Genomic DNA, 26,641 nt, shown 5'->3' with positions numbered 1-26,641 from the left:
CCATGACCTCCTTCACCCCACCCAGTCCAGCGGTACTCGTCCTCGAGGACGGCAACCGCTACGTCGGGCACGCCTACGGCGCGACCGGCCGCACGCTCGGCGAGGTCGTCTTCGCCACCGGCATGACCGGCTACCAGGAGACGCTGACCGACCCGTCCTACGCCGGACAGATCGTCCTGATGACCGCACCGCACATCGGCAACACCGGCGTCAACCGCGAGGACATGGAGTCCGCCCGCGTCTGGGTCGCCGGATACGTGGTGCGTGACGCGTCGCGCGTCGTCTCGAACTTCCGAGCGGACCGCTCGCTCGACGACGAACTCGTCCAGGACGGCGTCGTGGGCATCAGCGGCATCGACACCCGCGCGGTGACCCGGCACATCCGTTCCGCCGGTTCCATGCGCGGCGGCGTGTTCTCCGGCGAGGACTTCGAGTTGTCCGGCGCCGAGCAGCTCAGTCTCGTCCGAGCCGGCGCGCAGATGGCCGGTCTGAACCTGTCGAGCCAGGTCTCCACGACCGAGCAGTACACCGTACCGGCGGTGGGCGAGCGCGTCGGTTCCGTCGCGGTCCTCGACCTCGGCGTCAAGACGTCGACGCTCAACCACCTCGCCGCTCGCGGCTTCGACGTCGTGGTGCTGCCGCAGACGGTGACCTCGGCCGAGGTCCTCGCGCTCGAGCCGTCCGCCCTGTTCTTCTCCAACGGCCCCGGTGACCCGGCTGCGAGCGACGCGCACGTCGCCCTCCTGCAGGACGTGCTCCGCGCGGGCGTGCCGTACTTCGGCATCTGCTTCGGCAACCAGCTGCTCGGCCGCGCGCTCGGCTTCGAGACCTACAAGCTGCCGTTCGGTCACCGCGGGATCAACCAGCCGGTCCTCGACAAGGCGACCGGCCGAGTGGAGATCACCTCGCAGAACCACGGCTTCGCGGTCGACCTGCCGATCGAGGGCCGTCACGAGACGCCCGCCGGGTTCGGCCTCGCCGAGGTCAGCCACTACAGCCTGAACGACGAGGTCGTCGAGGGCATCAACTGCATCGACATCCCCGCGTTCTCGGTCCAGTACCACCCCGAGTCCGCCTCGGGTCCGCACGACGCGGTCTACCTGTTCGACCGGTTCCGCGACCTCGTGACCGGCCACGCCACCACTTCCAGCACCAAGGAGAACAACTAGTGCCCAAGCGCGACGACATCAACAGCGTCCTCGTCATCGGCTCCGGGCCGATCGTCATCGGGCAGGCCGCCGAGTTCGACTACTCGGGCACCCAGGCGTGCCGCGTGCTCCGCGAGGAGGGCGTCCGCGTCATCCTCGTCAACTCGAACCCGGCGACCATCATGACCGACCCCGACTTCGCCGACGCGACCTACGTCGAGCCGATCACCTGGCAGGTCATCGAGACGATCATCGCGAAGGAGAAGCCCGACGCGATCCTCCCGACCCTCGGCGGCCAGACGGCCTTGAACGCCGCGATCCAGCTGCACGAGCACGGCATCCTCGAGAAGTACGACGTCGAGCTCATCGGCGCGAACTTCGAGGCGATCAACAAGGGCGAGGACCGCCAGATCTTCAAGCAGCTCGTGCTCGATGCGGGCGCGGACGTGGCCCGCTCCTACATCGCCCACACGGTCGAGGAGGCCGTCGGCTACGCCGAGGACCTCGGCTACCCGCTGGTCGTCCGCCCCTCGTTCACGATGGGCGGCCTCGGCTCGGGCTTCGCGTACACCGAGACGGAGCTCCGCCGGATCGTCGGCGACGGCCTCCACCAGAGCCCGACCACCGAGGTGCTCCTCGAGGAGTCGATCCTCGGCTGGAAGGAGTACGAGCTCGAGCTCATGCGCGACACGGCCGACAACACCGTCGTCGTCTGCTCGATCGAGAACGTCGACCCGGTCGGCGTGCACACCGGGGACTCCATCACGGTGGCCCCCGCCCTGACGCTGACCGACCGCGAGTACCAGAAGCTCCGCGACATCGGTATCGACATCATCCGCGCGGTCGGCGTCGACACCGGCGGCTGCAACATCCAGTTCGCGGTCGACCCGGCCGACGGCCGCATCATCGTCATCGAGATGAACCCGCGGGTCTCGCGTTCGAGCGCCCTCGCCTCGAAGGCGACCGGCTTCCCGATCGCGAAGATCGCGGCGAAGCTGGCCATCGGGTACCGCCTCGACGAGATCCCGAACGACATCACCAAGGTCACGCCCGCGAGCTTCGAGCCCACGCTCGACTACGTCGTCGTCAAGGTCCCGCGCTTCGCGTTCGAGAAGTTCCCCGCTGCCGACCCGACGCTCACGACCACCATGAAGTCGGTGGGCGAGGCGATGGCCATCGGACGCAACTACGCCACCGCCCTGCAGAAGGCGCTGCGGTCGCTCGAGAAGCGCGGCTCCAGCTTCCACTGGAGCGACGAGTCCCGCAGCGTCGAGGAGCTGCTCGAGGTCATGAAGACCCCGACCGACGGCCGCATCGTCGTCGTGCAGCAGGCGCTCCGCAAGGGTGCCACCGCCGAGCAGGTCTTCGAGGCCACCAAGATCGACCCGTGGTTCATCGACCAGATCGTCCTGATCAACGACGTCGCCGACTGGATCGCCGCGGCGGAACGCCTCGACACCGAGGTGCTCCGTACCGCGAAGAACCACGGCTTCTCGGACGCGCAGATCGGTCAGCTGCGCGGGTTCGGCGAGCAGGAGGTGCGCGAGGTCCGCCACATCCTGGGTGTCCGCCCGGTCTACAAGACCGTCGACACGTGCGCCGGCGAATTCCCGGCGCTCACCCCGTACCACTACTCGAGCTACGACGCGGAGACCGAGGTGGTCGCCAGCGACCGCCGCAAGGTGGTCATCCTCGGGTCCGGCCCGAACCGCATCGGCCAGGGCATCGAGTTCGACTACTCCTGCGTGCACGCCTCCTTCGCGCTGCAGGCCGCCGGCTTCGAGACCATCATGATCAACTGCAACCCGGAGACCGTCTCGACGGACTACGACACGAGCGACCGCCTCTACTTCGAGCCGCTCACGCTCGAGGACGTCCTCGAGGTCATCCACGCCGAGAGCGAGTCGGGCGAACTCGTCGGTGTCGTCGTCCAGCTCGGCGGCCAGACGGCGCTCGGGCTCGCGAAGGGTCTGGAGGCCGCAGGCGTCCCGATCCTCGGCACCACGCCGACCGCCATCGACCTCGCCGAGGAGCGCGGCCAGTTCCAGGAGATCCTGGACGCCGCCGGCCTCGTCGCACCGAAGAACGGCACCGCGGTGGAGATCGAGGGTGCGCTGCGCGTCGCCGAGGAGATCGGCTACCCGGTCCTCGTCCGCCCGAGCTTCGTGCTCGGCGGACGCGGCATGGAGATCATCTACGACAGCGCCTCGCTCACGGACTACTTCGTGCGCATCGAGGACCAGGGCATCGTTGGCCCGGCCCAGCCGTTGCTCGTCGACCACTTCCTCGACGACGCGATCGAGATCGACGTCGACGCCCTGTTCGACGGCGAGGAGCTCTACATCGGTGGCGTCATGGAGCACATCGAGGAGGCCGGTATCCACTCGGGCGACTCGAGCTGCACCCTGCCGCCCGTCTCGCTCGGTCGCGCCGAGATCGACCGGGTGCGGAACGCGACGCTCGCGATCGCCCAGGGGATCGGCGTGCGTGGTCTGCTGAACGTCCAGTTCGCGATCGGCGCCGGCATCCTCTACGTCATCGAGGCGAACCCGCGTGCGTCCCGCACGGTGCCGTTCGTGTCGAAGGCGCTCGGCATCCCGCTGGCGAAGGCCGCATCACTCATCATGACCGGCGCGACGGTCGCCGAGCTCAAGGACTCCGGGCTCCTGCCCCCGGTCGACGGATCCCGGGTCCCGATCGACTCCCCGGTGTCGGTCAAGGAGGCCGTGCTGCCCTTCAAGCGCTTCCGCACGAAGGACGGCCAGATCGTCGACAGCGTGCTCGGCCCGGAGATGCGCTCCACCGGCGAGGTGATGGGCATCGACAAGGACTTCCCGCGCGCGTTCGCGAAGAGCCAGGAGGCGGCCTACGGCGGCCTGCCGTCGAGCGGAACGGTGTTCGTCTCGGTCTCCGACCGCGACAAGCGTTCGATCATCCTGCCGGTGCTGCGCCTCCAGCAGCTCGGGTTCGACATCCTCGCGACCGACGGCACGGCCGAGGTGCTGAACCGGAACGGCATCAGTGCCCGGACGGTGCGCAAGTACAGCGAGACCACGGCCGCGGGCGAGGACGACTCGATCGTCGACCTGATCAACCGCGACGAGGTCGACATGGTCATCAACACCCCGAGTGGCCGGTCGGCTCGCGCGGACGGCTACGAGATCCGCGCGGCCGCCGTCGCGGCCGACAAGCCGCTCTTCACGACGATCGCGCAGCTCACCGCCGCGGTCGGCTCCTTCGAGGCGCTCGGCGGGGGCTTCGAGGTCCGCTCGCTCCAGGAGTACGCACTCGATCGGGCTGCGCGCTCGTGACGGCTTCGTTCGGAACCCGACTGGACGAGGTCTTCGTCCGGTCGGGCCGACTCTGCGTCGGCATCGATCCGCACCGCTTCCTGCTCGAGGCGTGGGGACTGCCCGACACCGCCGCCGGCGCGGGGGCCTTCGGCCTCGCCGTCGTCGAAGCCGCAGCCGGTCGCGCCGGGATCGTCAAGCCGCAGGTGGCGTTCTTCGAACGGTTCGGGTCGGCCGGGTACATCGCCCTCGAAGGGGTCCTCGCCGCGGCACGCGACGCCGGGCTCCTCGTGATCGGCGACGCCAAGCGCGGTGAGATCGGGACGAGCATGGAGGGCTATGCCGAAGCGTGGCTGACCCCCGGTTCACCGCTGGAGGTCGACGCCCTCACCGTGAACCCCTATCTCGGCTTCGGCTCACTGCAGCCGGCACTCGAGCTCGCCGAGCAGCACGGCAAGGGCGTGTTCGTGCTGACGGCGACCTCGAACCCGGAGGGTCGCGACGTCCAGCTCGCCGAGGACAGGGCCGGCCTCACCGTCGCGGCGTCGATGCTCGACGAGATCGACCACTGGAACGCACGGCACCACCCCGGGGCGACCGGTTCGATCGGTGCGGTCATCGGAGCCACGCTCCGTCTCGAGGAGTACGGCCTGACGGAGGTACCGCCGACGACCACGCTCCCGATCCTGGCACCCGGCTTCGGCCACCAGGGAGCTGCGGTCGCCGACCTCGGATCCATCTACGGCGACCTCGCACCGGGTGTCATCGTCTCCGAGTCCCGGAGCATCCTCGCCGCCGGACCCTCGGGGATCGCGGACGCCGTCGAACGTTCCATCGCAGCCGTGAGGAGCGCCCGTGGTTGACCAGGAGCAGGACCAGCCCGGCAGGAACATGCCGGAGGTCGACCGGGCCGCCGCCTCACGTGAGGCCGTTCGCAAGCGCCGCGCCCGCGCGACCGTCAAGGCGTCCATCGCCTCCGGCGCCCGCACCCCGTTGGAGGTGCTCGACGCCGCGACCGCCGATCCGGACGGCATCGAGGGCGGCATCCGCATCACCGAGTACCTCCTCAGCATCCCGAGTGTCGGCGTCACCAAACTGGGGCGGATCCTCGAATCGCTCGGCATCTCCTCGGTCAAGCGCCTCGGCGGTCTCGGCCGACTGCAGCGGGATCGCCTCCGCGCCTTCATCGCCGAACGCTACCCGGGCACCGCGCGCAGCCGACTCGTCGTGCTCGCCGGCCCGACGGCCGTCGGCAAGGGGACGGTGGCCGCCTACATCCGCGACCACTACCCGGAGGTCCACCTCTCCGTCTCGGCCACGACACGCAAGCCCCGGCCGGGGGAGCAGCACGAGGTGAACTACTACTTCGTGACCGACGACGAGTTCGACGGCCTCATCGAGGGCGACCGCCTGCTGGAGCACGCCACGGTCCACAACGCGTACCGCTACGGCACGCCACGCGAGCCGATCGAGCGAGCGCTCGCGGCCGGCGACAGCGCGTTGCTCGAGATCGACATCCAGGGTGCCAGGCAGGTCAGGGAGGCGATGCCGGAGGCGACCCTGGTGTTCCTGCTGCCCCCGAGCTGGGACGAACTGGTCCGTCGACTGGTCGGACGGGGCACCGAGGACGAGGAGGAACGGGAGCGCCGACTGCGCACCGCGAAGGTCGAACTGGCCGCCGCGGACGAGTTCGACCACCGTGTCGTCAACGACGACGTGGCCCGCGCGGCCCAAGAGGTCGTAGACTTGATGAAGATTCACGGGGATTGACGTCCGACGCGCACCCCGCATCGATCCGATCTTCCCCGAACACAACCACACGAGGAGTGTGAACCTGCATGGCTGACAAGCTCAAGGGCATCATCGATCCGCCCATCGACTCCCTGCTCACCAAGGTCGAGTCCAAGTACGCACTCGTGATCTTCGCGTCCAAGCGCGCGCGCCAGATCAACGATTACTACGCCGACCTCCACGAGGGCAGCCTGTTCGACAACGTCGGGCCGCTGGTCGACTCGTCCGTCGAGGACAAGCCGCTCTCGATCGCGATGCACGAGATCAACGAGGACAAGCTCCAGATCAAGCCGATCGCCGAATAACCGCTTCACCACGACGAATCCGCCGGGCGCCAGACGACCGGCGGATTCGTCGTGTCGGGCCCGTTCGCGCCGCCGCCGACGCCCCGCGTCACGGACGGACGACGTGTCCGAGGCCTCGACTAGAGTGATCAACGGTCGGGTCCCGGAACACCGCGACGGCCGATCCCTCCACCATCGCACCACCACTTCCGACGGGAGACCGCATGACCGAGCTGCGCCTGTTCACCTCCGAATCCGTGACCGAGGGGCATCCCGACAAGATCTGCGACCAGATCTCGGACAGCATCCTCGACGCGCTCCTCGAGGTGGATCCGCGCAGTCGAGTCGCCGTCGAGACGCTTGTGACCACCGGGCTGGTCCATGTCGCCGGTGAGGTCTCCACGAGCGGCTACGTCGACATCCCGACGATCGTCCGCGAGCGCATCCGGTCCATCGGCTACACCTCGTCCGACATCGGATTCGACGGCGACTCGTGCGGCGTGAGCGTGTCGATCGGCTCGCAGTCCGCCGACATCGCCGCCGGAGTCGACCATGCCTTCGAGTCCCGCGAGCAGTCCAGTGTCGACGCCTACGACCTCCAGGGCGCCGGCGACCAGGGCATCATGTTCGGGTTCGCGACCACCGAGACGCCGCAGTACATGCCGCTGCCCAGCTGGATCGCACACCGTCTCGCGGAGCGACTCGCCGAGGTCCGCAAGTCCGGCCAGCTCGACTACCTGCGCCCGGACGGTAAGACCCAGGTCACCATCGGGTACGACGGCTTCCTCCCGAAGACCGTGGAGACGGTCGTGGTCTCCACGCAACACAATCCGGGTGTCTCCACGGAGCAGCTGCGTCGCGAGGTCCAGCGTCACGTCATCGAACCGGTCCTCGCGACGGTCGAACTCGACAGCTCGAACGTGACGCACCTGATCAACCCGACCGGCATCTTCGTCGTCGGTGGCCCGATGGGCGACGCGGGGCTCACCGGACGCAAGATCATCATCGACACCTACGGTGGAGCGGCTCGACACGGCGGTGGGGCCTTCAGCGGGAAGGACCCGTCGAAGGTGGACCGCTCGGCCGCATACGCCATGCGCTGGGTGGCGAAGAACGCGGTCGCCGCCGGATTCGCCGAACGTCTCGAGGTGCAGGTCGCCTACGCCATCGGCAAGGCCGCGCCGGTCGGGCTCTACGTCGAGACCTTCGGGTCGGCCCATGTGCCGGAGGCGGACATCACGCGCGCGATCCGCGACGTCTTCGACCTCCGTCCGGCCGCGATCATCGCCGACCTCGACCTCATCCGCCCCATCTACGCCGCAACGGCGGCGTACGGGCACTTCGGCCGCGAGCTCCCCGACTTCACGTGGGAGCGTCTCGACCGGGTGGAGGCGTTGCGGTCAGCAGCCGGGCTGTAGCCGTGGTCGGCGCGAGGGTCGCCAGGGTGGTACTCGACTCCCCGTTGCCACAGCTCGACCATCTGTTCGACTACGCCATTCCCGACGAGCTGGCCGATGACGCCGTGCTCGGCGCGCGCGTCTCGGTCCCGTTGCGCTCGGCCGGGCGGTCGGCGAACGGGTTCATCGTGGACCTCGCCGACTCGAGCGAGTTCGGCGGAGCGCTCAGCCCGCTGAGCTCGGTCGTGTCGTCGGTACCGGTCCTGACCCCGACCCTGTGGACGCTCGCACGCCGTATCGCGGATCGCAGCGCCGGCAGCGCGATGGACGTCCTGCGTCTCGCGATCCCGCCGCGACAGGTCCGGGTGGAGAAGACCTGGGCCGCCGCGACCCCGCCGGAGCCTCCGTCGGTCGAGCGGCGCACCGTCCCGGGGTTCGCCCCCGGCACCCTCGACCGCCTCGCGCCGGGGGAGCGGTACGCGATCAGCGCGATCCCCACCCTGACCGCGACGAGCGCAGGCGTCTGGCTCCCGGACTGGTCCTTCACGCTGGCGGCTCTCGCCGTGAACCAGCTGGCCGAGGGCAGGAGCGCGATCCTGTGCGTCCCCGACTACCGGGACGTCGAACACCTCCTTGCGGCGCTCGACGACCTCGGTGTCGGTGCCGCGGTCGCGAGAGCCGACGCCAAGCAGACCCCCGCTGCTCGCTACCGCTCCTACCTGGACGGACTGCATCCGGTGCCGCGGATCGTCGTCGGCAACCGGTCGGCCGTCTATGCACCGGCGCACGACCTCGGACTCATCGCCCTCTGGGACGACGGCGACCCCCTCCACCAGGAGCAGCTCGCCCCCTATGTGCACGCACGCGACGTCGCGCTGACCCGGCAGGAGATGAGCGGATCCGCCCTCGTCTTCGCCGCGCACTCACGCAGTACCGAGACGCAGCGACTCGTCGAACTCGGCTGGCTGCACGAGGTCGCACCGACCCCGCCGATACGACCGAGAGTCGTCGTGTCCCGGGCGAGCGGAGACGACGCCATGACGAGCCAGGCGAGGATCCCGTCGAGCGCGTGGCGCGCGGTCGACGAGGCACTGCATCACGGACCCGTGCTGGTCCAGGTCGCGCGGCCAGGGTACGCGCCGCACCTCGCCTGTCGACGGTGCGGGACGAGGGCCCACTGCTCGGTGTGCCACGGTCCACTCCAACTCGCCACTGCCCGTTCGCAGCCCTCCTGCCGGTGGTGCGGTCACCTCGCGGCAGGGTGGTCGTGCGAGACCTGCCACGACACCGCGTTCCGCGTCACGGCCGCCGGCACCGGCCGGACCGCCGAGGAACTGGGCCGGGCGTTCCCCCGGCACCGGGTCGTGGTGTCGGACGGCGACGCCCCCAAGTTCGAGGTCGGCCCGGAGCCGGCGCTGGTAATCGCGACCCGAGGCGCGGAGCCCGTCGCGGCGGGCGGCTATGCCGCCGTCCTGCTGGTCGACGCCGACCGCATGCTGGCGCGGGAGTCACTCCGTGTCGCCGAGGACTGCCTGCGATGGTGGTCGAACGCCGCAGCCCTGGCCGCTCCACGCGCGCCGGTGCTGCTGATCGGCGTCGAGGCCCCCGTGGCGAACGCCTTCGCCCTCTGGCAGCAACCGCGGTTCGCGAGTGAGGAGCTCGCCGAACGCAGAGAGCTCGGGTTCCCACCCGCGGTCCGGAGCGCGACCCTCACCGGCACCCGCGACGCCGTCGATGCCGCTCTCACCGCGCTGCCCGCCGAGTACCGGAGCCGCGTGCTCGGCCCGACCGTCGACGAAGCGGGCGACAGCGTCGCGATCCTGCGGGTCGACTACGGCCATGCCAGGGCGGTCGCCGAGCAGTTGCGGGCGACCGTCGTCGCGCAGGCGGCGAAGCGTCGACGGCCGACCCCCGGCAGGCGGGCACCGAAAGCCCCGCCTACACTCAGAGTACGATTCGACGATCCGGAGATGCTGTCATGATCCACCCCGTCCACGAAGTCCGAACCGCATGAGGCTGGTCTTCGCCGGCACCCCCGCCGTCGCCGTCCCGACGCTCGACGCCCTCGTCTCGGCCGGGCACGAGATCGCGGCCGTCGTGACTCGACCCGACGCCCCGCTCGGCCGCAAGCGGGTCCTGACCCCGTCGCCGGTGGCAGCGGCCGCCGAACGGCTCGGGCTCCCGGTCATCCGCGCTGCACGTCTCGACGACGACGCGACCGCGCGGATCGTCGCGCTCCGTGCGGAACTCGGCGTGATCGTCGCGTACGGCGGGCTCGTCCGCGAACCCCTCCTGTCCGCGCCGGCGCAGGGTTGGATCAACCTGCACTTCTCGCTGCTGCCGGCCTGGCGCGGCGCGGCTCCCGTCCAGCGCTCTGTGATGGCCGGAGACGCGGTCACCGGTGCGTCGGTCTTCCAGCTCGTGCCGGCTCTCGACGCCGGAGACGTCTTCGCGACGGTCGAGACGCCGCTCGGCGAGGGCGAGACCTCGGGGGAGCTCCTCGACCGCCTCGCCGAGCTCGGCGCACCGCTCACCGCGGAGGTCGTCGCCGCCATCGCCGCCGGCACCGCGGTCGCGGCCCCGCAGCAGGGCGAGGTGTCGCTCGCGCCGAAGCTCGACGGCCAGGACGGTCGGATCGTCTGGGACCGCCCCGTCGCCGACGTGTGGTCGCAGATCCGCGGGGTGACCCCCGAGCCGGGCGCGTTCACCCTCCTCGACGAGGCACGGCTGAAGGTGCACCGCGCCGTCCCCGCGACGACCATGCCGACGGACCCGCCGGCGCCCGGGACGATCGTGTCCGCCGACGGCCTCGTCCTGGTCGGCACGGCGGACACACCGTTGCAACTCCTGCAGGTGCAGCCGGCCGGACGCACGGCGATGCCAGCCGCCGACTGGTGGCGCGGTGCGTCCGCTGGAACCGATCGGCTGGTCACCGCGTGAGCGGCCAGCAGCCCGAGGGCCAGCGCCGCCGCGACCGACGGCCCCGCGACGAGGAACCCCGACGCGGACGCCAGCGTCCCACCCGGCCCCGTGACTCGGCGACCGTGCAGCCGGCACGCCGAGTGGCCTTCGACGTCATCCACGCCGTCAGCACCTCGGACGCCTACGCGAACCTCCTCCTGCCGCACCGGCTGGCCGAGGCGAAGTTGAGTCCGGCGGACGCCGGCCTCGCGACCGAGCTGACGTACGGCACCCTCCGCCGACGCGGGTACTACGACCGCGTCATCGCGCACGCGGCCAAGCGTCCCGTGACCGAGATCGACGACGCGATCCTCGACGTCCTGCGGCTCGGTGCCCATCAGCTGCTCTCCATGCGCGTCGCAGGCCACGCCGCCGTGAACGAGTCGGTCGAGCTCGCCCGGTCCGCCGGGTCGCGGTCCGCGGCCGGCTTCACCAACGGTGTCCTCCGTACCATCTCGCGGACCGAACCGGCCGAGTGGGAGCGGATCCTGCTGGGTGAGGTCACGAACGACACCGATCGCCTGGCCGTGAGCACCGCCCACCCGTCGTGGGTCGTTCGGGCCATCAGGCAGGCGCTCGACCTGCAGGACCGCGGCGACGAACTCGAGGACGCGCTGGCCGCGGACAACCTCGCCCCGCAGGTGAACCTCATCGCACTCCCGGGGCTCGCCGACCGGCCCGAGGACGCCGAACCGAACCGGTTCTCGCCGTACGGCTTCCGCAGCGCCGGCGGCGACCCGGTGCAACTCGTCGGGACCGGCGGCGGGCGCCTCCGCGTCCAGGACGAGGGCTCGCAGCTCGCCGCGCTCGCGCTGACCCGCGCGGTACCGGTCCGGTCCGGCGAGCGATGGCTCGACCTCTGTGCGGGGCCGGGTGGCAAGGCGGCGCTGCTGGCCGCCGAGGCCCTCGCCGGGGGAGCGCGCCTCGACGCGAACGAACTGGTCCCCGCCAGGGCCCGTCTCGTGGAGCGCGCCCTCGCAGGTGTCCCGCTCGACGTGTCGGTCTCGACCGCCGACGGCACGACGCTCGCGGCGGCGCATCCCGGGACCTACGACCGCATCCTCCTCGACGCCCCGTGCACCGGGCTCGGCGCGCTGCGACGACGACCGGAGGCGCGGTGGCGGAAGACGCCGAAGGACGTCTCCGAACTGACCCGACTGCAGGGCTCACTGCTCGATGCAGCCATCACCGCGCTCGCTCCCGGCGGGATCGTGGCGTACGTGACGTGTTCACCACATGTCGGTGAGACGGCACTGATCGTGGAGAGCGCCCTGCGAGCCCATCCCGGGATGGAGCGGCTCGACACCTCCGCGGTGCTCGACCAGGTCACGACCGAACCGCTCGACGCCGCGGCGCCCGGTGGCGCGGTCCAGCTCTGGCCGCACCGCCAGGGCACCGACGCCATGTACATCGCGCTGCTCCGCAAGCCCGCGGAGTCGGCCGGACCCGCTGTCGATCGATAGGCTCGAGCACATGTCCGCGCGCATCAACCCGAGCATCCTGTCCGCCGATTTCGTGAACCTCCAGGCCGACCTGGAGCGGATCGCGAGCGCCGACCTCGTCCACGTCGACGTCATGGACAACCATTTCGTCCCGAACCTCACGTTCGGTCCGCAGATGGTCGGTCGCATCCAGGACGTGTCTCCGGTCCCGCTCGACGTCCACCTCATGATCTCGGACGTCGATCGATGGGCTCCCGGCTACGCCGAGCTCGGGGCGTACTCGGTGACGTTCCACGCCGAAGCCACCAGCGACCCCGTCGCCCTCGCCAGACGCCTGCGTTCCATCGGGGCACGTGCCGGGATCGCCGTGAAGCCCGGCACGCCCATCGAGCCGTACCTGGAACTCCTGCCGGAGTTCGACCAGGTGCTCGTCATGACGGTCGAGCCGGGGTTCGGCGGACAGTCGTTCATGCCGGAGACCATGCCGAAGCTGCAGGCGCTGTCAGCCGAGGTCGCGCGCACCGGTCTCGACGTCTGGCTCCAGGTCGACGGCGGGATCTCCGCGGACACGATCGGGATCGCGGCCGCCGCCGGTGCCGACACCTTCGTCGCGGGGTCGGCCGTCTACAGCGGTTCCGATCCTGCCTCGAACATCGCGCTCCTCCGGGCCGCAGCCGAGGCGTCGACGCACACACACTGACTCGGCTGGCCGGTCGAGCGCCCCCGCGGTGCGCGCCGCCGCCCGGAACCGGTACCCTGGAGCACGTGAAAACCTTCGACGAGCTGTTCGACGAGCTGCGCCTGAAGGCCGAGACCCGGCCGGAGGGTTCCGGCACCGTCCGCGAACTGGACACAGGTGTGCACGGCATCGGGAAGAAGATCGTCGAGGAGGCCGCCGAGGTCTGGATGGCGGCCGAGTACCAGAGCGACACCGAGACGGCCGAGGAGATCTCGCAGCTGCTCTACCACGTGCAGGTGATGATGGTGGCGAAGGGGCTCACCCCCGCCGACGTCTACCGACATCTGTAGGAGCACGTCGCGGCGCATGCGCCGCGCCTCCTGATCACCCTGTCGAGACACCATCGCACAACACGAAAGTCACCCCATGCTGAGAGTCGCCGTGCCCAACAAGGGCTCGCTGTCCGAGACCGCCGTCGAGATGCTGCAGGAGGCCGGCTACGCGACCCGTCGCGACACCAAGGAGCTCCACGTCGTCGACGCACGGAACGACGTCGAGTTCTTCTACCTCCGTCCGCGCGACATCGCGACCTACGTCGGTTCCGGCGCCCTCGACATCGGCATCACGGGGCGCGATCTGCTTCTGGACTCGCACTCCGCCGCGACCGAACTCGCCGAGCTGGGCTTCGGCGGCTCGACGTTCCGCTTCGCCGGTCCGGCCGACGAGTTCTCCGAGCTCTCCGATCTCGCGGGGAAGACGGTCGCCACCAGCTACCCCGGCCTCGTCGGCAACTTCCTCCGCGACGCCGGAGTGGATGCGACGCTCGTCCACCTCGACGGTGCGGTCGAGTCGGCCGTCCAGCTCGGGGTCGCGGACGCGGTGGCCGACGTCGTGTCCACCGGCACCACCCTTCGGAAGGCCGGCCTCGGCATCTTCGGCCCGGTGATCCTCGACTCCACCGCCGTGCTCATCGCGTCGCCGGAGACGAAGCCCACCACGGCCACGCTCATCCGCCGACTGCAGGGCGTGCTCGTCGCGCGGCAGTACGTGCTCGTCGACTACGACCTCCCGGTCCGGCTGCTCGAGCAGGCGACCGCCGTCGCCGGTGGCATCGAGTCGCCGACGGTCTCGCCGCTCCGCGATCCCGAGTGGGTGGCGGTCCGGGTCATGATCCCTCGCGGCGACGCGAACGACGTCATGGACCGCCTCTACGAGCTCGGCGCACGCGCCATCCTCGTCACGGCCATCCACGCCGCCCGACTCTGAGTCGCCCCTCCATCATCACCCGTCCCAGTCGCATTGCGGAGGCCTCCGTGTCACTCGCCACCCGAGTCATCCCCTGTCTCGACGTCGCCGACGGGCGCGTCGTGAAGGGCGTCAACTTCCTCGACCTCCGCGATGCCGGCGATCCGGTCGAGCTCGCGAAGCGCTACGCCGAGCAGGGCGCCGATGAACTGACCTTCCTCGACGTCACGGCCACCGTGGCCGAACGCGACACCACCTACGACCTCGTCAGCCGCACCGCCGAGCAGGTCTTCATCCCGCTCACGGTCGGCGGCGGGGTCCGCTCGACCCAGGACGTCTCGCGGCTGCTGGCCAGCGGAGCGGACAAGGTCGGCGTGAACAGCGCCGCGATCGCCCGGCCGGAGTTGCTGGGGGAGATCGCCGACCGCTTCGGCGCTCAGGTCCTCGTCCTCTCCCTGGACGTGAAGCGACACGCCGGCAGCGCATCCGGATGGATCGTCACGACACACGGCGGCCGACGAGAGACCGAACTCGACGCGCTCGCCTGGGCGACCGAGGCGATCGAACGCGGTGCGGGCGAGCTGTTGGTGAACTCGATCGACGCCGACGGCACCAAGGCCGGGTTCGACACCGAGCTCATCAGCGCCGTGCGCGAGATCAGCCGGGTTCCGGTCATCGCGTCCGGGGGAGCAGGCCGCCTCGCCGACTTCCCACCCGCGATCGCCGCGGGTGCCGACGCCGTCCTCGCCGCGAGCGTCTTCCACAACGGCGAGTTGACGATCGGCCAGGTCAAACAGGAACTCGCCGACGCCGGTTGGACGGTGCGGGCATGAGCGCGGACATCACCATCCCGGTGGGCGCCGACCCGGAGACCGCGATCGGCCAGCTCACCTTCGACGCGCAGGGCCTGCTCCCCGCGATCGTGCAGCAGTGGGACTCACGCGAGGTGCTCATGCTCGGGTGGATGGACGCCGAGGCCGTCCGCCGGACGATGACCGAGGGTCGGGTCACCTACTGGTCCCGGTCACGACAGGAGTACTGGCGCAAGGGCGACACCTCCGGCCACGTGCAGTTCGTCCGGGCGCTCGCCTACGACTGCGACGGGGATACCCTGTTGGTGGAGGTCGATCAGCACGGCGCCGCCTGCCACACGGGCACGCGCAGCTGTTTCGACGGCCGGAGCCTCGACGTCGTCGCAGCGCCATCGCCGACACCATGAATCGAGTTGGAGCATGACCGAGAGCACCGCAGCACCCCAGTCCGGGCCGGTGGAGCCGCCGAGGCCCGACGAACCGTCCGAGGCTGACGAGCTCGAGTCCAGGGCTCTCCGCAGTCGTCAGCGCCGCCTGAAGACCCTGCTCCTCGTCACCGCCGTCCTCGCCGACGCGCTCATCCTCGCAGCGTGGACCCAGACCTGGCTCTCGATCAGCCTCGTGGGCGTCGGCCCGCACTCCGGCGCGCTCGACGTCGTCGGCTCCGTCGCCGCTCCCGCCCTGTCCGCACTCGCGCTCGCCGGTCTCGCCCTCGTCGCGGCGCTGGCCATCGCCGGGCCGGTGTTCCGCATCATCCTCGGCCTGCTGGAGGCCGTGATCGGCGCCTGCGTCATGATCTCGTCGATCGCGGTGCTCGCCTCGCCGGCGACCGCGGGCGCGGCGGCCGTGACCGAGGCTACGGGCGTCGCCGGAAGCCAGTCGACCATCGACCTCGTCGCGGCGACCACGCTCACCGCCTGGCCGGCGATCACCCTGGTGCTCGGCGTCGTGCTCGGACTCGCCGGGCTCGCGACCGTGCTCACCCACCGCCGGTGGCCCGGTCCGTCGAAGAAGTACCAGGCGGTCCGGTTCACGCAGGTCGAGACGGCCCCGAGCGCCGACCCGGTGGGCGCCTGGGACGACCTCAGCCGCGGCGACGACCCGACGCGCTGACCGCTCCGCCGAACCACGACGGCACCCCGGGCCACCTGGGAACTCGTGGCCCACGCACGGAACCGCGCACCGCTTGCCGGTACACTGGAACCCGCACTCGCACAGAAGGAGAACCATGAGCACCGACCCCTCGGACCCCGGCCACGGACACTCGCCCGCCGCCTGGACGGCCGTGATCATCATGTTGGTCGCGTTCGCCGCCGGTACGGTCTTCTTCTGGCTCGACATGCCCGTCCTCGTCTGGGCCTCCGCCGGCGTCCTCCTCCTCGGGTGGATCACGGGCGGTGTCCTCGCCAAGGCGGGATACGGCGTCGGCGGGTCCAAGACCGTGGCGAAAGAGCACTGAACATGCTCGCCGACCTCATGGCCGGCGCGAAGGAGGACGCTCTCGGGCGCCTCGCGGGCCGTCCGGCTGCAGTCGTCGAAGCCGCTGCTGTCGAGGCCCCTCCGGCCATCGACGCCCTTGCTGCGCTCGCCCCGGCCGACCAGGTCAAGATCATCGCCGAGGTCAAGCGGTCCAGTCCGTCCCGCGGCGCGTTGGCCGACATCCCCGACCCTGCGCTCCTCGCCTCGCTCTACGAGCAGGGTGGTGCCAGCGCGGTCAGCGTGCTGACCGAGGGTCGCAAGTTCGGTGGTTCGCTGCAAGACCTCGAGGCCGTCCGGGCCGCGATCCGCATCCCGGTCCTACGCAAGGACTTCATCTCCCTGCCGTACCAGGTGTTCGAAGCCCGGGCATCCGGCGCCGACCTGGTCCTCCTGATCGTCGCCGGACTCGACCAGGCCACGCTGTCGTCGCTGCACGAACTCGTCCTGCAGCTCGGCATGACCCCGCTGGTGGAGACCCACTCCGCCGAGGAGCTGGCCAGAGCGAGCGACATCGGTGCCCGGCTCATCGGCGTCAACGCGCGGAACCTCAGCACCTTCGAACTCGACCCACACCTCTTCGGATCGTTGACCGACCGTTTCCCCGCCGACGCCGTCAAGGTGGCCGAGTCAGCTGTGCTCCGCGCCGCCGACGTCGCCGCCTACCGACGTGACGGCGCCGACGTCGTCCTGGTCGGCGAGGCGCTCGTCACCGGCGACCCCGTCGCCACCCTCGAACAGTTCCTGGGAGCCACCGCATGATCATGTCACCAGCCACCCCCGCCCACGCGGAACCGACGCACCTCCGAGACGAAGCCGGTCCGTTCTTCGGCGACTTCGGCGGACGCTACATGCCGGAGGCGCTCATCGCCGCGGTCGACGAACTCGCGACGGCCTACGAGGCCGCCAAGGCCGACGAGAGCTTCCAAGCCGAGCTGACGACGTTGCTCCGCGACTACGCCGGCCGCCCGTCGATCATCACCGAGGTGCCACGCTTCGCCGCATCGGCGGGTGGTGCACGCATCTTCCTCAAGCGCGAGGACCTCAACCACACCGGCTCGCACAAGATCAACAACGTCCTGGGCCAGGCGCTCCTCACGAAGCGCATCGGCAAGACCCGCGTCATCGCCGAGACGGGGGCCGGTCAGCACGGTGTGGCCACGGCCACCGCGGCCGCACTCTTCGGCCTCGACTGCACGATCTACATGGGCGAGGTCGACACCGAGCGTCAGGCGCTCAATGTCGCCCGCATGCGACTGCTCGGCGCGACCGTCATCCCCGTGACGACGGGCTCGCGGACTCTCAAGGACGCCATCAACGAGGCGTACCGCGACTGGGTCGCGTCGGTCGAGACCACGAACTACATCTTCGGCACCGCGGCGGGCCCACACCCGTTCCCGGTCATGGTCCGCGACTTCCAGAAGATCATCGGAGAAGAGGCCCGCGCACAGCTCCTCGAGCTGAACGGTTCACTTCCCGACGCGGTCGTCGCCTGCGTCGGTGGCGGCTCCAATGCCATCGGCATCTTCCACGCCTTCCTCGACGACGCGGACGTCGCGCTCTACGGAGTCGAGGCTGCCGGCGACGGCGTCGACACCCCACGGCACGCCGCGTCCATCGGCCGCGGTCGTCCGGGTGTCCTGCACGGTGCCCGCACCTTCGTCCTCCAGGACGACGACGGCCAGACCGTCGAGTCCCATTCCATCTCCGCAGGCCTCGACTACCCGGGCGTCGGACCGGAGCACGCCTGGCTCGCCGACACCGGCCGGGCGACGTACGTCCCCGCGACGGACGCCGAGGCGATGGAGGCCTTCCGACTCCTGAGCCGCACCGAGGGGATCATCCCCGCGATCGAGTCCGCCCACGCACTGGCCGGGGCCATCGTCCTCGGCAAGGAGCTGGGCCCCGAGGCGACCATCCTGATCAACCTCTCCGGGCGCGGAGACAAGGACGTCGAGACGGCTGCCACCTACTTCGGGCTCCTCGACGAAGCCGGGCGGAACGCATGACCGCCCCGGCCACCGACCACACGACGGTCTCACCGGTCGCATCGGCGATCGACGCCGCCGCCGTCGACCGTCGCGGCGCCCTCATCGGGTACCTCCCCGTCGGATTCCCCGACCTCCAGACGAGTATCGACGCCGCCATCGCGCTCGCGCAGAACGGCGTCGACGTCCTCGAGCTCGGCGTGCCCTACTCCGACCCCGTCATGGACGGAGCGGTCATCCAGGCCGCGACCATGACCGCCCTCGCGGAGGGGTTCCGGTTGCGCGACGTCTTCACGGCGATCAGCGCCATCCGCGCCGCCGTGGACGTCCCGGTCCTCGTCATGACGTACTGGAACCCGGTGCTGCAGTACGGCGTGGAGCGGTTCGCCTCCGACCTCGCCGCGGCCGGCGGAGCCGGGCTCATCACCCCCGACATCACCCCCGACGCCGCGGCGGACTGGCTGGACGCCAGTGAACGACACGGCCTCGACCGGGTCTTCCTGGCAGCACCGACCTCGAGCGACGACCGCCTGTCGCTCGTGACCGAACGGTCCCGCGGCTTCGTGTACACCGTCTCCACGATGGGCATCACCGGTGCCCGGCAGGACCTCGACGCGGCCGCGAAGACCCTCGTCGGTCGTCTCCGCACGGCGGGGGCACAGCACGCGTGCGTCGGCATCGGCATCTCGACCGCGGAGCAGGTCCGCTCGGTCCTCGAGTACGCCGACGGAGCCATCGTCGGCTCTGTGTTCGTCAAGGCTCTCGCCGACGGCGGCGTCCTGGCGATCACCGAGGTCGCCCGTTCACTCGCGGCCGGCACCGCCCGCTGAGGGTATCCTCACCACGTCCGCGATGCTGAAAGCCGTACACTCGATCAGAGTTCGTAACGAAAGGCGACCACTGCAGTGATTGCACCCCTCAGCATCCCGAGCCCGAACCCGGACATCGCGACCTTCAGCGTGGGCCCGTTCACGGTGCACATGTACGCGCTCTGCATCATCGCCGGGATCATCGCCGCCACCATCCTCACCTCCCGGCGGCTGACGAAGCGCGGTGCCGAGCCGGGCATCGTGCTCGACATCATCCTGTGGGCCATCCCCTTGGGGATCATCGGTGCGCGGATCTTCCACGTCCTGACCCACCCCGGCGACTACTTCTACCCGGGTGCCGACCTCCTGCGGACGCTCTACATCTGGGAGGGCGGCATCGCGATCTTCGGTTCGCTCATCGGCGGAGCGGTCGGCGCCTACATCGGCTGCCGCATGACGGGGATCCGGTTCTGGACCTTCGCCGACGCCCTCGCGCCCGGCCTGCTGCTCGCCCAGGCGTTCGGTCGCCTCGGCAACTACTTCAACCACGAGCTCTACGGGCTCCCCACGGACCTGCCCTGGGGCCTCGAGATCGAGGCCAGCAACCCAGCGTTCCCGATCGGTCTGCCCGCCGGCACGCTGTTCCACCCCACGTTCCTGTACGAGATCATCTGGAACCTGCTGGGGGTGGCCGTCATCCTCTGGATCGGACACCGCTTCAACCCGCAGTGGGGCCGCCTGTTCGGTGTCTACCTCATCTGGTACGGCGCCGGTCGCACGGTCTGGGAGACCATCCGGATCGACCCGAGCGAGTACCTCTTCGGCATCCGCGCCAATGTCTGGGCCGCGATCCTCGCGATCGTCGTCGGACTCGCGATCATCGTCATCCAGTCGCGTCGCCACACGGGTGCCGAGCCGTCGCCGTACGTCCCCGGCCGTTCCTGGGCCGATCCGAAGGCTGCGGTAGACTACTACGACACCGACGCGGAGAACCTGGGGCTGCGCAGTGCCTCCGCCGACGACGATGCCGACGGATCAGACCGCACTGCGTCATCCACTCCGTCGTCCGAAGCCACGGTCGCCACAAGCAAGACCGGCTCTCGCTCCTAGGCTGAACGCACCCTCGTCGGCCCGGTGGATCCCGGCTCAGCAGGGGATCCACCACCCGTTTCGTCCCAGGGCCAGCGACGTCCCCCTTCTGATCCCCTTTCGTGAGGACGGTAATTCCATGGCGCATGCACCGTACGCTTCGTTCAGCTCGGTTCCGCCCAAGCAGGGCATGTACGACCCGGCGAACGAGAAGGACGCCTGTGGCCTGGCGATGGTCGCGACCCTGACGGGCGAGGCCTCGCACAGCATCATCGACGCGGCCCTCGGTTCGCTCCGCAACCTGGAGCACCGCGGCGCGATCGGTTCCGACGCCGGGACCGGCGACGGCGCGGGCATCCTCACCCAGATGCCCGACGCCTTCCTCCGCGGCGTCGCCGGATTCGACCTGCCGCCGCTCGGTTCGTACGCCGTGGGCATCGCCTTCCTGCCCACCGACGCCTCCGAGCGCGCACAGCTCCAGACGCGCATCGCCGCGATCGCCGCCGAGGAGGAACTCACCGTCCTCGGCTGGCGTGAGGTGCCGGTCGACCCCGACGAGCTCGGGAAGCTCGCCCGTGCGGCCATGCCGGCGTTCGAGCAACTGTTCGTCACCGGGTCCGGCGCGTCGACGCCGACCGGGATCGCCCTCGACCGACTCGCCTTCCGACTCCGGAAGCGGGCGGAGCGCGAGCTCGGGGCATACTTCATCTCCCTGTCGAGCCGCACGCTCGTCTACAAGGGCATGGTCACGACGCTCCAGCTCGAACCGTTCTACCCCGACCTGTCCGACGAGCGGTTCGCGACCAAGCTCGCCATCGTCCACTCGCGGTACTCCACCAACACGTTCCCGTCCTGGCCGCTCGCCCAACCGCTGCGCATGATGGCGCACAACGGCGAGATCAACACCGTCGAGGGCAACCGCAACTGGATGCGCGCGCGGCAGTCGCAGCTCGAGTCCGAGCTCATCGGCGACATCCGCCCCCTGCTCCCCATCATCACGCCCGGAGCGAGCGACTCCGCCTCGTTCGACGAGGTCCTCGAGCTGCTGACGCTGACCGGACGGTCCCTCCCGCACGCCATGATGATGATGGTGCCCGAGGCCTGGGAGAAGCAGACCGGGCTGTCGCAGGAGCGACGCGACTTCTACGAGTTCAACTCCATGCAGATGGAGCCGTGGGACGGTCCGGCCGCCCTCACCTTCACGGACGGCTCACTCGTCGGCGCGACCCTGGACCGGAACGGCCTGCGTCCCGGTCGCTGGCTGGAGACGACCGACGGTCTCGTCGTCCTGGGCAGCGAGATCGGCGTCCTCGACGTCGACCCGAGCCGGGTCAAGCGCAAGGGCCGTCTGCGCCCCGGGAAGATGTTCCTCGTCGACACCGAGGCCGGGCGGATCATCGAGGACGACGAGATCAAGGACGAGCTCTCGGCATCGGCACCCTGGGGCGACTGGCTCGACGCCGGACGCATCAACCTGAGCGACCTGCCGGAGCGCGAGCACATCGTGCACACGCCGGCATCCGTCACCCGCCGCCAGCGGACCTTCGGGTACACCGAAGAGGAGGTGCGCATCCTCCTGCAGCCCATGGGCCAGAACGGTGCGGAGCCGCTCGGCGCGATGGGGTCGGACACCCCGATCGCAGTGCTCTCCGACCGCCCTCGGCTCCTGTTCGACTACTTCGTGCAGCAGTTCGCCCAGGTCACCAACCCGCCGCTCGACTCGATCCGCGAGGAGGTCGTCACCTCGCTGAAGCTCGGGCTCGGCCCGGAGCGCAACCTCCTCTCGTGGGGCCCCGAGCACGCCAAGCAGGTCGTCCTCGACTTCCCGGTCATCGACAACGACGAGCTCGCCAAGATCCAGCACATCGACCCGAACCCGGCGAGCCCGCTGACGACGACCGTCAAGGCGCTCTACCGCGTCGAGGACGGCTCGGCCGGACTCGAGACGCGCCTGCGCGAGATGTGTGACGAGGTCGACCAGGCGATCCTCGCCGGCTCGGAGTTCATCGTCCTGAGCGACCGTGACTCGAACTCCGACCTCGCGCCGATCCCGTCGCTGCTCTCGCTCGCCGCCGTGCACCACCACCTCATCCGCGCCGAGAACCGGATGAAGGTCGGGCTCGTCGTCGAGGCCGGCGACGTGCGCGAGGTTCACCACGTCGCGCTGCTCATCGGCTACGGCGCCTCCGCGATCAACCCGTACCTGGCCATGGAGAGCTGCGAGGACCTCGTTCGCAGCGGCCTCATCCAGGGCGTCACCCGCGAGCAGGCCGTCAAGAACGTCATCAAGGCGCTCGGCAAGGGCGTGCTCAAGATCATGTCGAAGATGGGCATCTCCACGGTGTCCTCCTACGCCGGAGCACAGGCCTTCGAGGCCGTCGGCCTGAGCCAGCAGCTCGTCGACAGCTACTTCACCGGTACGGAGACGAAGCTCGGCGGTGTCGGCATCGAGGTGATCGCCGAGGAGAACGCGAAGCGTCACCGGTACGCCTACCCCGAGGACGCCGCATCGACGGCCCACGAGCGCCTGCAGTCCGGCGGCGAGTACCAGTGGCGTCGCGACGGTTCGCCGCACCTCTTCAACCCGGAGACGGTCTTCAAGCTCCAACACGCGACCAAGACGCGCCGGTACGACATCTTCCGCGAGTACACCCACATGGTCGACTCCCAGGCGGCGCAGCTCATGACGCTCCGCGGGATGTTCACGCTCCGCGCCGGTGCCCGCCCACCCGTCCCGCTCGACGAGGTCGAGTCGGTCGCGTCGATCGTGAAGCGGTTCTCGACCGGCGCGATGAGCTACGGTTCCATCTCGCGCGAGGCGCACGAGACGCTGGCGATCGCGATGAACAGCATCGGTGCCAAGTCGAACACGGGTGAGGGCGGCGAGGACGTCGACCGTCTCCTCGACCCGACGCGCCGCAGCGCGATCAAGCAGGTCGCCTCCGGCCGGTTCGGCGTGACGAGCATGTACCTCACGCACGCCGACGACATCCAGATCAAGCTCGCCCAGGGCGCGAAGCCCGGTGAGGGCGGGCAGTTGCCGCCGACGAAGGTCTACCCGTGGGTGGCGCGGACGCGGCACGCCACGGCGGGCGTCGGGCTGATCTCGCCGCCGCCGCACCACGACATCTACTCCATCGAAGACCTCAAGCAGCTCATCTTCGACCTGAAGCGCGCGAACCCGAAAGCCCGGATCCACACCAAGCTGGTGAGCCAGTCCGGCATCGGTGCGGTGGCCGCGGGCGTCGCGAAGGCGCTCTCGGACGTCATCCTCGTCTCCGGTCACGACGGCGGAACCGGCGCGAGCCCGTTGAACTCCCTGAAGCACGCGGGCACACCGTGGGAGCTGGGCCTCGCTGAGACGCAGCAGACCCTCATGCTCAACAACATGCGCGACCGCGTCGTGGTGCAGGTCGACGGTCAGATGAAGACCGGACGCGACGTCGTCATCGGCGCCCTCCTCGGCGCCGAGGAGTTCGGCTTCGCGACGGCACCGCTCGTCGTCTCCGGGTGCGTCATGATGCGCGTGTGCCACCTCGACACCTGCCCGGTCGGCGTCGCGACGCAGAACCCGGTGCTGCGCGAGCGGTTCACCGGCAAGCCGGAGTTCGTCGTGAACTTCTTCGAGTTCATCGCCCAGGAGGTGCGCGAGTACCTCGCCGAGCTCGGGTTCCGGACGCTCGAGGAGGCGATCGGCCACAACGAACTGATCGACGCCGACCGGGCGATCGACCATTGGAAGGCGTCCGGGCTCGACCTGGCCCCGGTCCTCGTGGGTCCCGTCTTCGCCGACGACGAGCCGCGGATCAACCGCCGGCCGCAGGAGCACGAGCTCGAGAAGCACTTCGACCAGCAGCTCATCACGGCCGCCTCGAACGTGCTCGAACACGGCGGCCACTTCTCGGTCGACCTGCCCATCCGCAACACGGAGCGGGCGGTCGGCACCATGCTCGGCCACGAGGTCACCAGACGACACGGCGAGAACGGGCTCCCGGCAGGGAGCATCGACATCACCCTGCGCGGCTCGGCCGGGCAGTCCTTCGGTGCGTTCCTCCCCGGCGGCATCGCCCTGCGGCTCATCGGCGACTCGAACGACTACGTCGGCAAGGGCCTGTCCGGTGGACAGATCGTCGTCCGGCCATCCGAGCGCGCAGCCTTCGCGCCCGAGGAGAACGTGATCGCCGGCAACGTCATCGGCTACGGCGCGACCCAGGGCACCATGTTCCTGAGCGGGATCGTCGGCGAGCGGTTCCTGGTGCGCAACTCCGGCGCCACGGCGGTCGTCGAAGGCGTCGGTGACCACGCGCTCGAGTACATGACGGGTGGTCTCGCCGTCATCCTGGGTCAGACCGGCCGGAACCTCGGCGCGGGCATGTCCGGCGGCACGGCCTACGTGTTCGACCTCGAACGCGACCAGGTCAACCGCGACTCCCTCGCATCGGGGGAGCTCACCCTGTCCGAACTCGACAGTGCCGACGCCGAGATCGTCCGCGACCTCCTCGAGCGGCACGTCGTGGAGACCGGTTCTCCGCTGGCCGGCCGGCTGCTCGCCGACATCGAAGACTCACTCGCCCGGTTCGTCAAGGTCCTCCCGCGTGACTACGCGGCAGTCCTGGCGACCCGACAGACCGCACTCGACGAGGGGCTCGACCCCGACGGCGACATCGTATGGAACCGAATCCTGGAGGTGACCGGTGGCTGATCCCAAGGGATTCCTGAAGGTACCGGAGCGCGAGCTCCCGAAGCGCCGGCCCGTGCCGGTGCGCATCATGGACTGGAAAGAGGTCTACGAGCAGAGCGACCCCGCGACCGTCCGCAAGCAGGCTGGTCGCTGCATGGACTGCGGCATCCCGTTCTGCCATCAGGGCTGCCCGCTGGGCAACCTGATCCCGGAGTGGAACGACCTGATGTGGCGAGGCGAGGGACGCTCGGCCATCGAGCGGCTGCACGCCACGAACAACTTCCCGGAATTCACGGGTCGTCTCTGCCCGGCGCCGTGCGAGAGTTCGTGCGTGCTGGGCATCAACCAGCCCGCCGTGACCATCAAGCAGGTCGAGGTCTCGATCATCGATCAGGCGTTCGCCAACGGATGGGTCGAGTCCCACCCGCCGGAGCGGCTGACCGGCAAGACGGTCGCCGTCGTCGGCTCCGGGCCGGCCGGCCTCGCCGCAGCCCAGCAGCTGACGCGTGCCGGCCACACGGTCGCGGTCTACGAGCGCGACGACCGCATCGGCGGCCTGCTGCGCTACGGCATCCCCGACTTCAAGATGGAGAAGAAGCACCTCGACATCCGGCTGAAGCAGATGCAGGACGAGGGCACCCGGTTCCGCGCCGGCGTGAACATCGGGGTCGACATCAGCTGGGACGAGCTCCGCGCCCGCTACGACGCCGTCGTCATCGCCACCGGTGCCATGGTGCCGCGCGACCTCCCGATCCCCGGTCGTGACTTCTCCGGGGTCCACTTCGCGATGGAGTACCTCGTGCAGGCGAACCGCGTCGGCGCCGGCGACACGGTCTCCGACCAGATCACGGCGGAAGACAAGCACGTGGTGGTCCTCGGCGGCGGCGACACCGGTGCCGACTGCATCGGCACGGCGCACCGTCAGGGTGCCGCCTCCGTCACGAACCTCGCCATCGGCACGCAGCCGGCGGGGGAGCGGCCCGAGCACCAGCCGTGGCCCATGATGCCGACGCTCTTCGAGGTCGCGAGTGCGCACGAAGAGGGCGGCAACCGCGAGTACCTGGTGTCGACCGTCGAGTTCCTCTCCAACGAGGCCGGCGAGGTGCGGGCGATCCGCGTGGCCGAGACGGAGTTCGTCGACGGCCGTCGCGTGCCGAAGAGCGGCACCGAACGGGAGATCCCGGCCGACCTCGTCCTCCTCGCGCTCGGATTCACGGGCCCGGAGGGCGAGACCCTCGAGTCGCAGTTCCAGCTTCCCTTCACGGGGCGCGGCAACGTGGCACGGGAGCACGACTACCAGACCAACCAGCCCGGCGTGTTCGTCGCCGGCGACGCCGGCCGTGGCCAGTCGCTCATCGTCTGGGCGATCGCCGAGGGCCGCGCTGCGGCGTCGGCCGTCGACCAGTACCTCGAGGGCGAGACCCAGCTTCCCTTCCCGGTCCGTCCCACGGACCAGCCCATCTCCCTCTAGGCTTTCAGGCGGACGACAAGCGTCGGACGCATCATGCCGAGCAGTGAGTACCGAAGCGCCTCGTGCGCAGAAACCATG

At 69.9% G+C, this 26,641-nt stretch carries 22 protein-coding genes; all 22 read left to right on the top strand.

The features are described 5' to 3' along the window. Positions 1-2 precede the first annotated feature (2 nt). On the top strand, positions 3-1,169 hold the full coding sequence (gene carA / locus ACZZZB_RS19785) for a glutamine-hydrolyzing carbamoyl-phosphate synthase small subunit (protein ID WP_463530523.1): 1,167 nt from the start codon (positions 3-5) through the stop codon (positions 1,167-1,169). Continuing rightward, on the top strand, positions 1,169-4,459 hold the full coding sequence (gene carB, locus ACZZZB_RS19780) for a carbamoyl-phosphate synthase large subunit (protein ID WP_463530522.1): 3,291 nt from the start codon (positions 1,169-1,171) through the stop codon (positions 4,457-4,459). Before carA ends, carB begins: the two co-directional genes overlap by 1 nt. Continuing rightward, positions 4,456-5,301 carry an orotidine-5'-phosphate decarboxylase gene (gene pyrF / locus ACZZZB_RS19775; protein ID WP_463530521.1) on the top strand — a complete coding sequence of 282 codons (846 nt, stop codon included), beginning with the start codon at positions 4,456-4,458 and terminating at the stop codon, positions 5,299-5,301. The genes carB and pyrF overlap by 4 nt, the downstream gene beginning before the upstream one ends. A gap of 28 nt (positions 5,302-5,329) precedes the next feature. Next, the gene (gene gmk, locus ACZZZB_RS19770) at positions 5,330-6,208 is read left to right on the top strand and encodes a guanylate kinase (RefSeq protein ID WP_064293842.1); all 879 of its coding nucleotides are present in this window, start codon (positions 5,330-5,332) and stop codon (positions 6,206-6,208) included. A gap of 68 nt (positions 6,209-6,276) precedes the next feature. Beyond that, a complete protein-coding gene (gene rpoZ, locus ACZZZB_RS19765) occupies positions 6,277-6,534 on the top strand; it encodes a DNA-directed RNA polymerase subunit omega (RefSeq protein WP_056005756.1) in 258 nt (85 codons plus the stop codon). A gap of 203 nt (positions 6,535-6,737) precedes the next feature. Continuing rightward, positions 6,738-7,931, top strand: coding sequence for a methionine adenosyltransferase (gene metK / locus ACZZZB_RS19760; protein WP_463530520.1), 1,194 nt, complete (start codon positions 6,738-6,740; stop codon positions 7,929-7,931). 26 nt (positions 7,932-7,957) lie between these two features. After that, positions 7,958-9,892 (top strand): primosomal protein N' family DNA-binding protein, encoded by a 1,935-nt coding sequence (locus ACZZZB_RS19755; RefSeq protein WP_463530519.1) that lies wholly within the window; start codon positions 7,958-7,960, stop codon positions 9,890-9,892. A gap of 28 nt (positions 9,893-9,920) precedes the next feature. Continuing rightward, positions 9,921-10,850 carry a methionyl-tRNA formyltransferase gene (fmt, locus tag ACZZZB_RS19750; RefSeq protein WP_463530518.1) on the top strand — a complete coding sequence of 310 codons (930 nt, stop codon included), beginning with the start codon at positions 9,921-9,923 and terminating at the stop codon, positions 10,848-10,850. Further along, complete coding sequence (locus tag ACZZZB_RS19745; RefSeq protein ID WP_463530517.1) at positions 10,847-12,334, top strand: RsmB/NOP family class I SAM-dependent RNA methyltransferase; 1,488 nt, start codon at positions 10,847-10,849, stop codon at positions 12,332-12,334. Before fmt ends, ACZZZB_RS19745 begins: the two co-directional genes overlap by 4 nt. 10 nt (positions 12,335-12,344) lie before the next feature. Then, entirely contained in the window at positions 12,345-13,013 is a 669-nt protein-coding gene (rpe, locus tag ACZZZB_RS19740; RefSeq protein WP_121290668.1) for a ribulose-phosphate 3-epimerase, read from the top strand. A 65-nt stretch (positions 13,014-13,078) separates the two neighbouring features. Then, positions 13,079-13,342 carry a phosphoribosyl-ATP diphosphatase gene (locus ACZZZB_RS19735; protein ID WP_064293847.1) on the top strand — a complete coding sequence of 88 codons (264 nt, stop codon included), beginning with the start codon at positions 13,079-13,081 and terminating at the stop codon, positions 13,340-13,342. Positions 13,343-13,418: 76 nt separating this feature from the next. Next, complete coding sequence (gene hisG / locus ACZZZB_RS19730) at positions 13,419-14,258, top strand: ATP phosphoribosyltransferase (protein ID WP_137241676.1); 840 nt, start codon at positions 13,419-13,421, stop codon at positions 14,256-14,258. Between the two features lie 47 nt (positions 14,259-14,305). Beyond that, a complete protein-coding gene (gene hisF, locus ACZZZB_RS19725) occupies positions 14,306-15,070 on the top strand; it encodes an imidazole glycerol phosphate synthase subunit HisF (protein ID WP_463530516.1) in 765 nt (254 codons plus the stop codon). After that, positions 15,067-15,456 (top strand): phosphoribosyl-AMP cyclohydrolase, encoded by a 390-nt coding sequence (gene hisI / locus ACZZZB_RS19720; protein ID WP_079705938.1) that lies wholly within the window; start codon positions 15,067-15,069, stop codon positions 15,454-15,456. Before hisF ends, hisI begins: the two co-directional genes overlap by 4 nt. A gap of 13 nt (positions 15,457-15,469) precedes the next feature. Next, on the top strand, positions 15,470-16,162 hold the full coding sequence (locus tag ACZZZB_RS19715; protein ID WP_085510892.1) for a Trp biosynthesis-associated membrane protein: 693 nt from the start codon (positions 15,470-15,472) through the stop codon (positions 16,160-16,162). Between the two features lie 115 nt (positions 16,163-16,277). After that, entirely contained in the window at positions 16,278-16,508 is a 231-nt protein-coding gene (locus ACZZZB_RS19710) for a DUF6704 family protein (RefSeq protein ID WP_079705940.1), read from the top strand. Positions 16,509-16,510: 2 nt separating this feature from the next. Next, on the top strand, positions 16,511-17,287 hold the full coding sequence (gene trpC, locus ACZZZB_RS19705) for an indole-3-glycerol phosphate synthase TrpC (protein ID WP_137241675.1): 777 nt from the start codon (positions 16,511-16,513) through the stop codon (positions 17,285-17,287). Continuing rightward, positions 17,284-18,534 (top strand): tryptophan synthase subunit beta, encoded by a 1,251-nt coding sequence (trpB, locus tag ACZZZB_RS19700; protein ID WP_463530515.1) that lies wholly within the window; start codon positions 17,284-17,286, stop codon positions 18,532-18,534. The genes trpC and trpB overlap by 4 nt, the downstream gene beginning before the upstream one ends. Next, complete coding sequence (gene trpA, locus ACZZZB_RS19695) at positions 18,531-19,343, top strand: tryptophan synthase subunit alpha (protein ID WP_463530514.1); 813 nt, start codon at positions 18,531-18,533, stop codon at positions 19,341-19,343. The genes trpB and trpA overlap by 4 nt, the downstream gene beginning before the upstream one ends. 75 nt (positions 19,344-19,418) lie before the next feature. Then, positions 19,419-20,432, top strand: coding sequence for a prolipoprotein diacylglyceryl transferase (lgt, locus tag ACZZZB_RS19690; RefSeq protein WP_079002517.1), 1,014 nt, complete (start codon positions 19,419-19,421; stop codon positions 20,430-20,432). A 118-nt stretch (positions 20,433-20,550) separates the two neighbouring features. Further along, positions 20,551-25,113, top strand: a complete 4,563-nt coding sequence (gene gltB, locus ACZZZB_RS19685) for a glutamate synthase large subunit (RefSeq protein ID WP_463530513.1) — start codon at positions 20,551-20,553, stop codon at positions 25,111-25,113. Continuing rightward, complete coding sequence (locus ACZZZB_RS19680; protein ID WP_085510898.1) at positions 25,106-26,563, top strand: glutamate synthase subunit beta; 1,458 nt, start codon at positions 25,106-25,108, stop codon at positions 26,561-26,563. Before gltB ends, ACZZZB_RS19680 begins: the two co-directional genes overlap by 8 nt. Positions 26,564-26,641 lie beyond the last annotated feature (78 nt).

This window comes from Plantibacter sp. AC185 (assembly GCF_979258065.1).
This window is presented reverse-complemented; position numbering and strand designations above follow the sequence as displayed.

Coding starts and splice junctions, on each gene's coding strand:
- ACZZZB_RS19710 (WP_079705940.1), top strand. CDS start 16,278: ATGAGCACCGACCCCTCGGACCCCGGCCACGGACACTCGCCCGCCGCC.
- trpB (WP_463530515.1), top strand. CDS start 17,284: ATGATCATGTCACCAGCCACCCCCGCCCACGCGGAACCGACGCACCTC.
- gltB (WP_463530513.1), top strand. CDS start 20,551: ATGGCGCATGCACCGTACGCTTCGTTCAGCTCGGTTCCGCCCAAGCAG.
- fmt (WP_463530518.1), top strand. CDS start 9,921: ATGAGGCTGGTCTTCGCCGGCACCCCCGCCGTCGCCGTCCCGACGCTC.
- hisI (WP_079705938.1), top strand. CDS start 15,067: ATGAGCGCGGACATCACCATCCCGGTGGGCGCCGACCCGGAGACCGCG.
- carA (WP_463530523.1), top strand. CDS start 3: ATGACCTCCTTCACCCCACCCAGTCCAGCGGTACTCGTCCTCGAGGAC.
- rpe (WP_121290668.1), top strand. CDS start 12,345: ATGTCCGCGCGCATCAACCCGAGCATCCTGTCCGCCGATTTCGTGAAC.
- metK (WP_463530520.1), top strand. CDS start 6,738: ATGACCGAGCTGCGCCTGTTCACCTCCGAATCCGTGACCGAGGGGCAT.
- gmk (WP_064293842.1), top strand. CDS start 5,330: ATGCCGGAGGTCGACCGGGCCGCCGCCTCACGTGAGGCCGTTCGCAAG.
- hisG (WP_137241676.1), top strand. CDS start 13,419: ATGCTGAGAGTCGCCGTGCCCAACAAGGGCTCGCTGTCCGAGACCGCC.
- trpA (WP_463530514.1), top strand. CDS start 18,531: ATGACCGCCCCGGCCACCGACCACACGACGGTCTCACCGGTCGCATCG.
- ACZZZB_RS19715 (WP_085510892.1), top strand. CDS start 15,470: ATGACCGAGAGCACCGCAGCACCCCAGTCCGGGCCGGTGGAGCCGCCG.
- trpC (WP_137241675.1), top strand. CDS start 16,511: ATGCTCGCCGACCTCATGGCCGGCGCGAAGGAGGACGCTCTCGGGCGC.
- rpoZ (WP_056005756.1), top strand. CDS start 6,277: ATGGCTGACAAGCTCAAGGGCATCATCGATCCGCCCATCGACTCCCTG.